Source organism: Campylobacter concisus (assembly GCF_902460545.1).
GTDB classification, from domain to species: domain Bacteria; phylum Campylobacterota; class Campylobacteria; order Campylobacterales; family Campylobacteraceae; genus Campylobacter_A; species Campylobacter_A concisus_AE.
In genome coordinates, this window is the sequence record NZ_CABPUE010000007.1 from 96,490 (window position 1) to 110,346 (window position 13,857).

The window sequence follows — 13,857 nt, forward strand, 5'->3', positions numbered from 1 at the left end:
TTTCTTTAAAAGCTTAAAAAAATAAATTAATCGCTAATTTGCTTTTAAGAGTTAAGTATGTATAGTTTTTTTGTTTATTAAATTTATGATGAAAGTGCCTTGGATTATGAGATTTCTGCTTTGTATAAGTTTGTTTTTGATAACAGCTTTTGCCCAGCAATTAGGCTGCTTTATTAATGAAAGCAACCAAAGCATCGTCTTTATAAAAGATGGACAGATTAAAAATTTGGATATAAAAGAGACGATTTATAAAAATCAAGAGTGCGGAAATGATGGAGAATCCTTTTATATCGCAAATTTAAACAATGAGATTATTGAAGTGGCAAATGAGAGAAATTTTTTATTTGCCATGCCAAATGTTGGCTGTAAAATTTCGCAAATTATGACAATTAAAAATAAAATTTACGTAGCTTGCGATATGGCAAATGAAGTCAGCATAGGCGTTTTTGATAAAAATCTAAATAAACTTTTAACTAAAAATTATAAAGATGTTTATAAAATTTCAAGCTTTTTGCCAATTGATGATGAACTATTTTTTACAAGCTTTAACGGCAAAGCATTTTTGCTTGATAAAGAGCTTAATTTAAAAGAGAAAAAGCGTGTCGGCTTTGCTCCACTTAGTGCCTGTAAATTTAAGGGAAATGATATTTTGCTTGGCTTTAGAGATGGAGAAATTTTAGATTTTAAAAGTGGAATTAAAAAGCAAGTTTTAAAATCTAAAATTTCAGCTCTTGCGTGTATGGAGGATGAAATTTTTATAGGTGATGGGGATGGAGTAGTCTATAAATTTGACAAAGATCTTAAGCTAAAATGGCAAAAGGCTCTTTTTAGCAATGAGATAAAAAGAATTTTTATAGATAAAGGCGTCTTAAATGGCGTAAATTTAGACAATGAGATAAAGAGTTTAGAGATAAATTCATTTTAAAAAGGAGAGTAAATGCAAAAGTTATTTTGTGTCGCAAGTGCTGCGTTGCTTGGGCTATCTTTAACGACTGCTTGTGCTGCTAGTAGTGACCTTGAAAAAGTCATGAAAGAGCGTGGGCTAAGCGAAAAAGATGTTCTTGCAGCTGCTAAAACTTATCAGCCTAGCGGTAAAAAAGATGATTTCATCGTCTTTTCATCTGGCGGGCAAAGCGGTCAAGTGCTAGTTTATGGCGTTCCGTCGATGAGAATTTATAAATACATCGGCGTTTTCACACCAGAGCCTTGGCAAGGATATGGCTATGACAATGAGTCAAAAGCTGTTTTGAAACAAGGCAACATCAGGGGTAAAGAGATAACATGGGGCGATACACACCACCCAAATTTTACTGAGAAAAATGGTGAGTATGTTGGTGATTATCTATTTATCAACGATAAAGCTAACCCAAGAATCGCAGTTATAAATTTGCATGACTTTGAGACAACTCAAATCGTTGTAAACCCTATCATGAAGAGTGAGCACGGCGGTAGCTTCATCACTCCAAATAGCGAGTATGTTATCGAAGCTAGCCAATATGCAGCCCCACTTGATAACAACTACCACTCAATAGACGATTATGAAGCAGTTTATAGAGGTGCTGTAACATTTTGGAAATTTGACTATTCAAAAGGTAAGATCGATGAGAAAGAGTCATTTTCTCTTGAGCTTCCACCATACTGGCAAGATCTAAGTGATGCTGGTAAAGGCGAGAGCTACGGCTGGGGCTTTACAAACTCAATAAATACTGAGATGTATACCGGCGGTATCGAAAAAGGTCTCCCTCCATTTGAAGCAGGTGCAAGTAGAAATGACACTGACTTCTTACACGTTTATAACTGGAAAATTTTAGAAAAACTTGTTCAAGACAAGAAAAATTACAAAGTTATAAATGGTCACAAGGTAGTTACAATAGACGCTGCTGTAAAAGCAGGTGCGCTATTTTTGATCCCAGAGTCAAAGAGCCCACACGGTTGTGACGTAAGCCCAGATGGTAGATATATTATCATTGGCGGAAAGCTTGATACTCACGCATCAGTTTATGATTTTAAAAAGATCAAAGAGCTAATCGATAAAAAAGAGTATGCTGGCACTGACCCATACGGAATTCCTATCTTAGATAGAGAAAAGTCAATGCACGGACAAGTTGAACTTGGCCTTGGACCACTGCATACATCATTTGACTCACAAGATGGCGTACTTTATACATCACTTTACGTTGATAGTCAAATCGTAAAATGGGACTATAAAAATTTAAAAGTGCTTGATAAGATAAATGTTCACTACAATATCGGCCACCTTGATACAATGGAAGGCAAATCAGCAAAACCAGTTGGCAAATATGCAATCGCTCTTGATAAACTTTCAATCGATCGCTTTAGCCCAGTTGGCCCACTTCATCCACAAAATCACCAGCTAATAGACATCACTGGTGCAAAAATGGATCTAATCTATGATATGCCAATACCACTTGGCGAGCCACACGATGTTGTTTCAATAGCTGCTAGCAAACTAAGCCCAGCGCTTACTTACAACATGGGTACAAACTCAAGAACAGGCGAGGCTAGCCCATATGCAACTCTAGCTGGTCAAGAAAGAGTTGAGAGAAATGGCAAAAATGTAACTGTCTATGCGACAATGATCAGAAGCCATATCAACCCAGAGCATATTGAGGTAAATAAAGGTGATAATGTAACTATCCACCTAACAAACCTAGAACGCGCTCAAGATGAGACTCACGGCTTTGGCATCGACCTTTACAACATTCACGCTTCACTAGAGCCTGGCAAAACCGCTTCAGTAAATTTCGTAGCTGATATGGAAGGTGTCTTCCCATACTACTGCACCGAGTTTTGCTCAGCACTTCACCTAGAGATGATGGGTTATTTACTTGTTAAAGATCCAAGTAAAAAATATGAATCTGCAAAAAATAACAAGCTAAAAACTCTAAGCCCAGAAGCTTTAAAAGCTGAATACGACAAAGTAATCGCAACTAATAAGGCAACTGACGATGTTATCCAAGAGGTTGTTAAATACCTAAAAGAGAAACATTATGAGAAATATCCAAAAGTAAAAGCTTTGGTTGATGACGCACTTGATCAATACGGCCACATCAAAGAGGTAAAAGCTAAAGCTGACGAAGCTTACAAAAAAGGCGACGTAAATGGCGCTATCCTTTGGGAGTACCAAGTATGGCAATACATGGTTAAAACAGCTGACGTTGGCTTAAGAGCTAAAAATAACCTAGCTAAAGAGATCGCAACTCCGATGAGTCCAGCTGCTGCAAAAGGTGAAGAGGCTTATCTAAAAGGCGGATGTAATGGTTGTCACGTTATCGGTCAAGTAAGCTCAGGTCCAGACCTAACAGGCGTTTTACTAAGACATGAAAATGGCGAAAAATGGGTGGCAGAATTTATCAAAGATCCTGCTAAGTTCTATAATGACGACTACATTAAATCAATGATTGATTACTTTAACCTTAGAATGCCAAATCAGCATATGAGTGATGAAGAGATCAAAAATATCATCGAATACCTAAAATGGGTAGATGAAAACGCTGGTATGTAGTTTTTAAAGGGGCATTTTGCCCCTTTTTAAATTTTAAAATTTTATTTTTAGCAGATGAAATTTTAAAATCTAAAGGAGAGATCATGAGTAAATATAAAATTTATACCATTGTTGCACTTGTCTTAATGACTGTTTGTTTTACTTTGCCTGTTCTTGGTTGGCACGGAGCAAAAGAGCGTATAGCTGATGGCGATGAACTACCATCTTATACTTACGGTATCTATAATCTTTATAGCTCATTTCAGTATAAAAATCACCTTTTATCAAAAGATGTAGCAAGCGATCTTCATAAGATGATCGAACAAAAAGCAGAGATAGGTACACCATCTTTTCCTATCTGGTACGTCTCTCTTGAAGCTCCAAATTATCCAAAATCAGCCTTTCCTGATGGAATTCCTGTATATTTTCACGTAGATGGATATAGTGGTGACGTGCATGAGATGAATACGATAAATCACTACATCGGTATGTATCCTATGGAGCATGGCGGAAATTTAGAGCGAGCGATAGCACCTTATTATTTGCTTATTTCAACGCTTTGTATGCTTGCATTTTTGTATTACAATGGCAAATTTAACTCACTTCTTATGGTTCCAACGATTATCGCGCCTGTGCTATTTATGAGCGCATTTGCAGGATGGCTTTACTGGTATGGACACAATATGCAAGAGTGGGGCGCATTTAAGATTAAACCATTTATGCCAACAGTTTTAGGCGATGGTAGCGTCGCGCAATTTACAACGCACTCTTATCCAAGTATCGGATTTTGGGTTATGATTGCTATGAGTGTATTTTGCATACTTGCAGTATTTTCAAAGAAAAAAGAGCTAAATGCGTAAAATTTTCAATTTTGCCATTGCTTTCTTGCCTATTTTTAGCTCTGCAAATATCCTTCAAGATGCAATAAATAATGCTAGCCCTGGTGATGTTATAAAGCTAGGAGACGGTATCTATGAAGGAAGCATAACTATAAATAAGCCGCTTAGTATCGTTGGTGAGGGCAAAAATGCTCACATAAAAGGAAATGGTAAAGGCACAGTTGTAAAGATTATTGCCTCAAATGTTACACTTAGAAATTTAAAGATAAGCGGTAGCGGAAATGACCTTGGTGAGCTAGATGCTGGTATTGGCTGTGATAAAGCAAATAATGTCTTGATTACTCAAAATGACTTGAGCGATGTACTTTTTGGGGTTGATTTTAAAGAGTGCAGTAGCTCAAAGATCACTGAAAATAACATCACTTCTAAAAAAGGGGCCAGTCTTGGTTTTAGAGGTGATGCCGTTAGACTCTGGTATAGCCATGAAAATTTAATCGAAGGCAATTATATTTATGATAGCCGCGATATGGTTGCATGGTATGCAAGTCACAATAAATTTTTAAAAAATAAAGCGATTCGCGGTAGATACTCGCTTCATTTTATGTACGCAAATCAAAATTTAGTCGAAAACAATGACTTTATCGGCAATGCAGTCGGAATGTTTTTTATGTATTCAGCTGGCTCAAATATAAAAAATAATCTTGTTATGGATAGTGACGGCGCTTTTGGTATTGGTATTGGTCTAAAAGATGTTTCAAATTTTACTATCGAAAATAATACACTTATCTATAATGCGAGAGGAATTTTGCTTGATAACTCGCCGTTTCAGCCAGGCTCAACGATAAATTTCTTAGGCAATAAAATTTTACACAATGTAGTTGGCGTATATTTTCACGCTACTCAGGGGACAAGCATATTTGAAAATAATGATTTTATAGGCAATATGGATATCGTTGCGAACGACACTCCAGGCGATAAAATGGCATTAAATCAGTGGAGTAAAAATTATTATGATGAGTATGAGAGCTTTGATAGAGATAAAGATGGCTATGGCGATACGCCTTTTATGCATCTATCATATGCCGATCAGCTTTGGCAGTATTATCCGAATTTGCAGTTTTTCTATGGCTCAAGTGTCTTTAGTATCTTAAATTTTTTAGCCAAACTCGCGCCATTTTCTGAGCCAGTAAAGCTACTTGAAGATAGCACGCCAAGGATAAAACCACTTGATGCTTCAAATTTTAACGCGTTAAAGGCAAAGCGTGGATAGAAGAAAATTTATAATCTTAGGCTCAGTCGCAGCTGCCGCAGGATATGGCATAGGTAAAATTTTGCCAAAAAGTAGCGGTGATAAACTCTATCTTAGACCACCAGGCGCGGTTGATGACTTCGATGATCTTTGTGTCAAATGTGGTCAGTGTGTGCAGGTATGCCCTTATCACAGTATAAGTTTGCTTGATATAAAAGATGGATATTCAAATGGTACAGCATACATCGATCCTAAAAAGAGAGGTTGCTATTTATGTGATCTTTTCCCATGTGTGCTCGCCTGTCCAAGTGGTGCGTTAGATCATGCTACAAAAGTTGTTGATGATGTGAAAATGGGCGTTGCTGTCTTGAGTAATGCAAATGCCTGTATGTGCCTAAAAAGAGAAAAACTAAGCGAAGATAGTGTTGAAGATTTGCTTGTTCGCAAAGTTTATAACGATAGGGAAGAGACAGAAAAAGATAAGATAAAAGGCAAAATCGGTCAAATTTGTGACCTTTGTGTCAGTATTTGCCCAGTTAGCGATAGTGCAATAGTAATGAGTGAAGCAAATTTACCACTCATAAAGCATGGCTGCGTTGGGTGTGGGGTGTGTGCTGAGGTTTGCCCTGTAAAAATTATAAATATTGCCCCAAAAATGAGTTATGATGAAATTTATAAGGAGAAAGAATGAGATTAATAATATCTTTAGTGGCTGCTGCTTTGCTATTTGTCGGCTGTGAAAAGAGCGATGACAAAGCGCAAAAAGCAACTAACGAGCAACCAATAAATGTAGCCACGAGTGCTAGCATAAAGGTTGAAAAAAAAGAAAATAATCAAAGTACAAATAAACAAAATGATTTCATAAAATACGATATGCACGGTGAAAAGAGCGTAAAATTTGGACTTGAAGATAATAACGTAAGCCGTCAAATCGGTGCTTTAGCAATGGTAAGAACCCCTCTTCAAACTATAAATTTAAGACTTATAAAGGGCAGGCTTAGCAAAAATTTCATTACAAAATGTTCAGCTTGTCACGATGATTACGCAAATGGCATCATCGGGCCATCACTTTTAACAAAAAGTGAAAATGAAATTTATACAATGATAAATGCTTATAAAAATAAAGAGAAAGTCAATGTCTTGATGCGAGATCTTGTTAAAAAAATGGATGATAGTGAAATCAGAAATTTAGCTAAAGAAATCAGTGATTTTAATACACAATTTAGGAGCAAATAATGAAAGCAGGAAAGATTATAACCATTATTTTAGCAGTAGCAATTTGCGGTATCATGGTATTTATGTTAAGCCAGACTCCGCCTAAAAAGGAAAAAGTAGCAACTAATGCTCAGCCAAAAGTAGAGCAAAATTTTACAAAAGAGCAGCCAAAGTCTAGCGAAGAATTTGCCAGCGAAGATGAGCTAAAAAAGGTAAAAGAGCTAAGTCTAAGTGTGGCTAAAGTGCATAATGAAGGCGTTAGCAAGCAGTATCTAACAACTTGTGCTCCGTGCCATGGTGCAAATGCAAAAGGCGTCGTAGCTCCTGATATAACGCATCTAAGTAAGGATGAATTGCTTAAAAAGCTAGCTGATTATAAAGCTGGCAAGGTGCAAAACTCACTTATGAAAGGGCTACTCACAAATGTTAGTGATAGCGAGCTTGAAAGCCTTGCAGATGAAATTTCTAAATTTAAAAAGTAAAAATGGACAAATATAACACTCGTGCGACGATTAGAAATGTAAGCTTTCTAAGCACGTTAATCACAACTACAAAAGATGGCAAGAAGCGTCCTAGCATACGTTTTTGGCGTATTTTTACCATTATTTTAGTCCATCTTTTATTTGTGCTTTCATATAGAGTTGATATACAAATTTTAGAAGGCGACATCAGTGCGTCAAGGATATTTGGTTTTCACTTGGCAGATGCTTTTATGAGCCTGCAAGTATTTTTGGCGACACATGAAATACATGTAAATTTAATAATTGGCTCACTTAGTATCTTGGCATTTTATATCATTTTTGGTGGTAGAGGCTTTTGCTCTTGGATCTGTCCTTATTCGTTAGTAAGCGAAATAGCTGAGAAAATCCATGAAAATTTACGCGCTAAAAAGATAGTAAGGCCACGAGTTTTTGACACAAAGTGGCGATATGTTTTTACCATTTTATTTTTAACCCTTAGCTTTGCTAGTGCAAGCCTTACATTTGAAATTTTTAATGTTGTTGGGATTTTTTCAAGATTTATTATCTATGGCTATTTTCATGCTATTTGGTTCGTTGTGGCTATGCTTATGGTTGAAATTTTCTTCTCACGTAGAGCTTGGTGTAGATATGTCTGTCCTATTGGAGCTACTTACTCGGTGCTAGCTAAACCAAATGCCATAAAAGTTAGCTGGGATAAAGAAAAATGTGATCACTGCTTAGTTTGCACTGATGTTTGTCTAGTGCCTCACGTACTTTTTATGACAAAAAAGGGAGCAAAGCTTGACGAGAGCAAAAATATCTTTAGGATAGCTGGCGCTGATTGTACGCTTTGTGGTAGGTGTATTGATGTGTGTCATCAAGATGCACTGAAATTTGACAACGGCTTTAAAAAACTCATATAAGGAAAATTTTTGATAGATATAAAAGAAGTAACGAAAATTTTTGGCTCGCAAAGGATACTTGACAATGTTAGCCTAAATGTAAAATCTGGTGAAAAAATAGCAATACTTGGACAAAATGGAGCTGGCAAAAGCTCGCTCATGCGTATCATTTTAGGCGAGTTTATCCCAAATAGCGGAAGCATCGCGATAAATGGCGTAAATACCCTAAAAGATAGAAAAGGGGCTTTGAAATTTATCTCATTTGTGCCACAAACTCCACCACCGCTTAAATTTAATCTACGCGAGCTTTGTGAGTTTGTTTGTAAAAGCTCAAATGTAAAATTTGAAGAGATTGAGAAATTTAGCAAGCTTTTAGAGCTTGATTTGCATGCAAATTTAAATAAGCCATTTTATAAGCTCTCTGGCGGCATGAAACAAAAGATGCTAATAGCCATCGCATTTGCTAAGGATAGTGAAATTTTGATGTTTGATGAACCAACGGCAAATCTTGATGTGAAAGCAAGGCTTTCTTTTAAAAATTTACTTGATAACTTCACGCAAAACAAAACACTTGTTTTTATTTCACACCGTATTGATGAGATAGCAAATTTATTAGATAGATGCGTCTATATGGATCTTGGCAAGATAATCAAAGAAGAAAATTTAAGGAGCAAGGGTGAATAATCTTTTTTTAATAGCAAAGCTTGATGTAAAAGAGTCTTTTCGCTCAAGATGGTTTGTGATATATGCTGCGCTTTTTTCTGCTTTGATGATAGGATTTTTATTTAGCGGCGTGACTGACTCACGTGTGCTTGGCTTTTCTGGGCTTACTAGAGCACTGCTTTTGTTTATTCAAATTTGCGTCATCATTGTGCCTATTTTTATTCTCATTTCAACTGTAAGAAGCATAAATCAAGATAGAGATACAAATTTGCTTGAATACATCCTTAGCTTTCCACTAAGCCTTAGAGAGTATTACTTTGGCAAGGCACTGGGCCGTACATTTGTTGTTTTTGTGCCACTTTTGTTTGCTCTTTTGCTTTGCGTGGTGGTTGGCTTTATCAAGGGCGTGTCGATACCTTGGGGTGTATTAACACTTTATTTTGGACTACTTTTTAGCTTAAGTATCATTTTTCTATCGCTTGGATTTTTTATCTCAAGCGTGATTAAAAATCAAGAGACAGGCCAAGGTGTGGCGTTTTTACTTTGGCTTATAATGCTTGCATTTATTGACCTAGCATTAATTGGACTTCTTATGCGAAGCTCGGTTGATGAGTACGTTATTTACGCTATTGCTATACTAAATCCGATAGAGCTTTTCAGGATAGCAGCACTTAGTCTTTTTGATCCAAATTTAGCGGTTATCGGTACTGCATCTTATTTTATTTTAAGCACCTTTCCAAAAGCGACATTTGTAGCTTATGCGATTATTTATCCGCTCGCACTAGGCATTATTTTGCTAGTTTGTGGCTATTTCGCCTTTAGCAAAAAAGATTTGGTTTGAGATTGTTTTTTGTTAAAGAAAAGTTGATTTTAAATTTAGACGAAACTTGTATTATTCCACTTGTCCAACAAGAAACCTCCTTTTTGTAATAGCTCCCTTTCCCCCAAAGGGAGCTAACTTCTTCCAAGGAAATTTATGAAAAAATCCATTTTATTTTTAGCATTTGCTCTTCTATCTTTGAATGCAAACTGGGATATAAATGTACAAGAATGTATTAATAAAAGTAACACTAAAGCTTGCGAGAATTTTATAAAAAAGCTTTCAAGTGAGTGTGAGAATAAAGATAAAATTTCTTGCTTTATCTATGCAGATATGCTAGGGCATGGTCTTGGCATAGAAAAAGATACGCAAAAATCTTTTGAGATATTTAGATCGCTCTGTGATGATGGTGGTAGTGAGGCTTGCTACGAGCTAGCGACAAAGTATCTTCAAGGAAATGGCACTGAGCAAAGCTTTGATCTTTCTCAAATGCTCTTGATAGAGCTTGCAATATGGGCAGTAAACGAGCTTGCAATGTATTAGAGCTTGTGCCTAAAAATTAGCTATTTTAGTTTTATACTTGTGCTAATTAAAATAGAAATTTCTTAAATATAGCTTCTTTAAAGTTAAATTTACTTTAGTATTACTTGGAATTTCTTTTTTATTAACTAAAAATTTTATTAAAATTTATGCTTAAATAATACTATTTCATCGTCCTAAATGGACCCTCCTTTTTGTAACTGATAAGTCTTTGCTTCCCCCTTTTCTGGCTTTTCGTATACACAAAGAGGAGTTGTTTATTCTTGAAAATCAAATCTATTTATTTTTTTTCAATTTACATTCTATAAAAATTTTTCTTTTTTGAAATCATAATTGATAATAGTTTTAAATATTATCAAAGTAAATTTTGTGTAAGATTGCGAGCCATTATCAAAACCTACTATTAAAAGGCTTTAAAACAAAGTGAAATTTCTAAATCAAAAATTTTTTTATAAAGTGCACACTTATTTATCTATTTTATTTTTTATTCCACTTGCAGTAGTTTGTTTTAGCGGTGCGATCCTCGTTTATAAAGATGAGCTAAACAGCCTTCTTGCTCCAAATGTCGTAAATGTAAATTTAAACAAAGAAAATTTAAGCAAAAGGATCAGCTTTGATGAGCAAAGAGAGATCATCGCAAGCGAGCTTGGCGGCTACGAGATGGTCGGCATCAACATCGATGCAAACCTTAAAAAATGCGACAAAATTTGGTTAATCGAGCATAATGACAGCCAAAAAGAGTGGAAATTTATCTATTTTGACGCTTTTGGCGGTAAGATGAAGAGCGAGCCACTCGCACATGATGAGGGATTTTTTGGAGTTTTAACCGAGCTTCATGAGTCGCTATTTCTAGAAAAGAGCGGTCACGTTATCCTTACTTTAACCGCTATTTTTACGTTTTTTATATGCATAAGTGGTTTTGTGATTTATAGAAAATTTTGGCTGACACTACTTAGACTGCGTTTAAATAGGCTAAATGTTTTTATGAGTGACATTCATAAAATGATAGGAATTTTTTCTACGCCTATTTTACTGCTCATTTGCGTAAGCGGTGTTTGGTGGGAATTTCAAATGGCACGCACGCCAGAGTTTAAAAATGACTTCGTTATAGATGCAAAAATTTATAACAAAAACCTATCTCTTGACGAGCTGGTAGCCCGCTCAAAAAATGATCTTGCTGGCTTTGAGCCACACTTCATCTCACTGCCTTTTATGCAAGGAGCAAACATACGCCTTTTTGGCTATGTAAAAGATCAAAATTTCTTGCATAACGAATATTCAAGCATATTAACTTACGATAAAAATAACGGCGAATTAGTAAGCATTTTGGACATAAAAAATGCAAATCTAAGTGAAGAAATTCTCTCAGCATTTAGAAAATCGCACTTTGGCAACTACAACCAAATCACAAAATTTATCTGGTTTTTGGTTGGCATTTCACCGCTTATTTTGAGCATTTCAGGGCTTTATCTGTGGACTAAAAGAAATTTTAAAAGGAGAAAAAATGAAAAAAATTTTAATTAGCTTGGTTGCATTAAATTTGATGCAACCTCAAATTTTTGCTAGCCAAAGCGATAAAATTTTAGAAGCAATTGATGTCGTAGAAAGCGAGCGAAGAGATGATGCAAACTACTTTGCAAAAGAGCTTGTAAAGAGCACAACAAGGCTAAATTTAACCTCTCGCCAAACGCCACAATCACTAACTGTGCTAACAGAGGCTAGGCTAAAAGATCAAGGTATCAAGGACTATCAGGTGCTTCTTAGAAATGTCCCGGGCGTCACACTAAATAAATGGGACGAGCGCGTATATCCGACGGCTCGTGGCTTTAAGATAGATTATTATTTGCTTGATTCGATGCCTAGCTTTGGTGGTTTTAGTCTTGGTGCAAATGATATGAGCTTGCTACCTTATGAAAGAGTTGAGGTGGTCAAAGGGGCAAATGGCCTACTTGCAGGCGCTGGCAACCCAGCTGCAAGCTTAAATTTCATAAGAAAAAGAGCAGATGCAAAGGAGCTAAAAGGAAATTTTGGGCTAAGTGCTGGATCATACGATAGATACGGCGTAAATGGCGATGTGCAAACGCCTGTAAATGAGAGTGGAAGCGTTAGAGCAAGGCTATCTTTTATGCATGAGAAGTCGCACTCTTATATGGATTATTATAGCCGCAAAAATAGCGCGATTTATGGCATAGTAGATAGTGACATAGGCGATAACTCATGGCTTAGTCTTGGTACATTTTATCAAGAGCTAAGACGCCACGGGGTTAGATGGGGCGGTATGCCAGCATTTTACTCAGATGGCTCTAGGACAAATTTTAGTAAAAATGAAATTTTCTCTCAGCCTTGGACTAGGTGGGATATAAAAACGCTTGATTTTTACGCTGATTTTAAGCACTACTTTGAAAATGAATCAAGCTTAAATTTAAGCTACTCATTTAGGCGGGCAAACACTGACTCAAATTTACTCTACTACGGCGGAGCGGTAAATTTAGACGGTACTGGCAATATGAGTGACCTTAGCGTTTATGCAAACAAAAGAGAGGAGAACATCCACAACGTAGATGCATACGCAAATATCCCTTACGAGGTAGCAAATTTATCTCATGAGTTTATCTTTGGTGCGATGTATAACAACTATAAAAAAAGTAGCGATAAGGTAAGTAGCTACTGGCTGCAAAAGAACACGCCAGCAGGGCTTGCTTATACGGCTAGAAGCAGGATTGATTTTAAAAACCTGCACCTTGATGATCCAAAGCTTCCTTACGAAGATCAAAATAACAAAGACAAAACGATACAAAAGGCATTTTACGCGGCAAATAAACTATCAATTACCGATGAGCTTAAATTTTTACTAGGTGCTAGGGTGAGCTACTATAAATACGAGATCGAAGGTGGCAAAGATAATAGAAATTTCACAAATGAGATCACGCCATATCTTGGCATCACTTATGACATCGGAGCAAACCACACTTTATACGCCAGCTACACGAGTATATTTAAACCTCAAAGCGTAAAGGACGCAAATGACAAGTATCTTGATCCGATCCAAGGCAAGGACTATGAAGTGGGCATTAAAGGCGAGTATTTTGACGGAGCGCTTCAAGCAAGTCTTGGTGTTTTTAAGATCGTACAAGACAAGCTTGGCATAAAGACTGGCAGGAAAAATCCAGCGACAAATGCCGATATATATGAAGCCGGCAAGGGTGTGACAAGCAAGGGTGTCGAGCTAGATCTAAACGGCGAGATCACTAAAAACTTAAGCCTAAGCTTTGGCGCAACGCACTTTAACGCAAAAGATGCTAATGGCGAGAAATACGCCACTGACTCATCAAGAAGCACGGCAAATTTATTTGCAAAGTATGAGATCAGAGACTTTAGGGTAGGGGCTGGAGCTATGTATAAGAGTAAAATTTACACTGGCGAAGGCGCAGGTGAAATCACACAAAAAGGCTACACTTTAGCTAATTTGATGTTTGGTTATAAATTTGCTAAGAATTTTGATGTACAGCTAAATATCGACAATCTCTTTAACAAAAAATACTACGAGGGTATCGGCAAAAATATGATGGTTTATGGCGATCCACGCACTTTTAATCTTAGCTTTAACTACAATTTTTAATCTAATTAAATCACCAGCTAAATAAGCTGGTGATAAATTTCAAC

The 13,857-nt window shown here is 36.5% G+C and carries 13 protein-coding genes; all 13 read left to right on the forward strand.

Features of this window, described 5'->3' with window-relative positions; translation table 11 throughout:
* Positions 1–106 precede the first annotated feature (106 nt).
* The 13 genes from FZ949_RS05725 (at position 107) to FZ949_RS05785 (ending at position 13,813) form a co-directional block, all read left to right on the forward strand.
* Complete coding sequence (locus tag FZ949_RS05725) at positions 107–925, forward strand: ATP-dependent protease (RefSeq protein WP_103580003.1); 819 nt, start codon at positions 107–109, stop codon at positions 923–925.
* A 12-nt stretch (positions 926–937) separates the two neighbouring features.
* Positions 938–3,526: a Sec-dependent nitrous-oxide reductase gene (gene nosZ, locus FZ949_RS05730; RefSeq protein ID WP_107770793.1), complete on the forward strand. Its 2,589-nt coding sequence runs from the start codon at positions 938–940 to the stop codon at positions 3,524–3,526.
* Positions 3,527–3,609: 83 nt separating this feature from the next.
* Complete coding sequence (locus FZ949_RS05735; RefSeq protein ID WP_072595072.1) at positions 3,610–4,365, forward strand: cytochrome C; 756 nt, start codon at positions 3,610–3,612, stop codon at positions 4,363–4,365.
* Positions 4,358–5,614 carry a nitrous oxide reductase family maturation protein NosD gene (locus tag FZ949_RS05740; protein ID WP_103580001.1) on the forward strand — a complete coding sequence of 419 codons (1,257 nt, stop codon included), beginning with the start codon at positions 4,358–4,360 and terminating at the stop codon, positions 5,612–5,614. The genes FZ949_RS05735 and FZ949_RS05740 overlap by 8 nt, the downstream gene beginning before the upstream one ends.
* Complete coding sequence (locus FZ949_RS05745; protein ID WP_103580000.1) at positions 5,607–6,284, forward strand: 4Fe-4S dicluster domain-containing protein; 678 nt, start codon at positions 5,607–5,609, stop codon at positions 6,282–6,284. The genes FZ949_RS05740 and FZ949_RS05745 overlap by 8 nt, the downstream gene beginning before the upstream one ends.
* Positions 6,281–6,829, forward strand: a complete 549-nt coding sequence (locus tag FZ949_RS05750) for a c-type cytochrome (protein WP_103579999.1) — start codon at positions 6,281–6,283, stop codon at positions 6,827–6,829. Before FZ949_RS05745 ends, FZ949_RS05750 begins: the two co-directional genes overlap by 4 nt.
* Complete coding sequence (locus FZ949_RS05755; RefSeq protein ID WP_103579998.1) at positions 6,829–7,290, forward strand: c-type cytochrome; 462 nt, start codon at positions 6,829–6,831, stop codon at positions 7,288–7,290. Before FZ949_RS05750 ends, FZ949_RS05755 begins: the two co-directional genes overlap by 1 nt.
* Before the next feature lie 2 nt (positions 7,291–7,292).
* A complete protein-coding gene (locus tag FZ949_RS05760) occupies positions 7,293–8,192 on the forward strand; it encodes a NapH/MauN family ferredoxin-type protein (RefSeq protein WP_103579997.1) in 900 nt (299 codons plus the stop codon).
* A gap of 9 nt (positions 8,193–8,201) precedes the next feature.
* The gene (locus FZ949_RS05765; protein ID WP_103579996.1) at positions 8,202–8,855 is read left to right on the forward strand and encodes an ABC transporter ATP-binding protein; all 654 of its coding nucleotides are present in this window, start codon (positions 8,202–8,204) and stop codon (positions 8,853–8,855) included.
* Positions 8,848–9,675 carry an ABC transporter permease gene (locus FZ949_RS05770; RefSeq protein ID WP_103579995.1) on the forward strand — a complete coding sequence of 276 codons (828 nt, stop codon included), beginning with the start codon at positions 8,848–8,850 and terminating at the stop codon, positions 9,673–9,675. Before FZ949_RS05765 ends, FZ949_RS05770 begins: the two co-directional genes overlap by 8 nt.
* A gap of 135 nt (positions 9,676–9,810) precedes the next feature.
* Positions 9,811–10,197, forward strand: coding sequence for a tetratricopeptide repeat protein (locus FZ949_RS05775; RefSeq protein WP_258033397.1), 387 nt, complete (start codon positions 9,811–9,813; stop codon positions 10,195–10,197).
* 420 nt (positions 10,198–10,617) lie between these two features.
* On the forward strand, positions 10,618–11,718 hold the full coding sequence (locus tag FZ949_RS05780; protein WP_148790227.1) for a PepSY-associated TM helix domain-containing protein: 1,101 nt from the start codon (positions 10,618–10,620) through the stop codon (positions 11,716–11,718).
* A complete protein-coding gene (locus tag FZ949_RS05785) occupies positions 11,699–13,813 on the forward strand; it encodes a TonB-dependent siderophore receptor (protein ID WP_148790228.1) in 2,115 nt (704 codons plus the stop codon). The genes FZ949_RS05780 and FZ949_RS05785 overlap by 20 nt, the downstream gene beginning before the upstream one ends.
* The last annotated feature ends 44 nt before the right edge of the window (positions 13,814–13,857 follow it).

Coding starts and splice junctions, on each gene's coding strand:
- FZ949_RS05725 (WP_103580003.1), top strand. CDS start 107: ATGAGATTTCTGCTTTGTATAAGTTTGTTTTTGATAACAGCTTTTGCC.
- nosZ (WP_107770793.1), top strand. CDS start 938: ATGCAAAAGTTATTTTGTGTCGCAAGTGCTGCGTTGCTTGGGCTATCT.
- FZ949_RS05735 (WP_072595072.1), top strand. CDS start 3,610: ATGAGTAAATATAAAATTTATACCATTGTTGCACTTGTCTTAATGACT.
- FZ949_RS05740 (WP_103580001.1), top strand. CDS start 4,358: ATGCGTAAAATTTTCAATTTTGCCATTGCTTTCTTGCCTATTTTTAGC.
- FZ949_RS05750 (WP_103579999.1), top strand. CDS start 6,281: ATGAGATTAATAATATCTTTAGTGGCTGCTGCTTTGCTATTTGTCGGC.
- FZ949_RS05755 (WP_103579998.1), top strand. CDS start 6,829: ATGAAAGCAGGAAAGATTATAACCATTATTTTAGCAGTAGCAATTTGC.
- FZ949_RS05760 (WP_103579997.1), top strand. CDS start 7,293: ATGGACAAATATAACACTCGTGCGACGATTAGAAATGTAAGCTTTCTA.
- FZ949_RS05775 (WP_258033397.1), top strand. CDS start 9,811: ATGAAAAAATCCATTTTATTTTTAGCATTTGCTCTTCTATCTTTGAAT.
- FZ949_RS05785 (WP_148790228.1), top strand. CDS start 11,699: ATGAAAAAAATTTTAATTAGCTTGGTTGCATTAAATTTGATGCAACCT.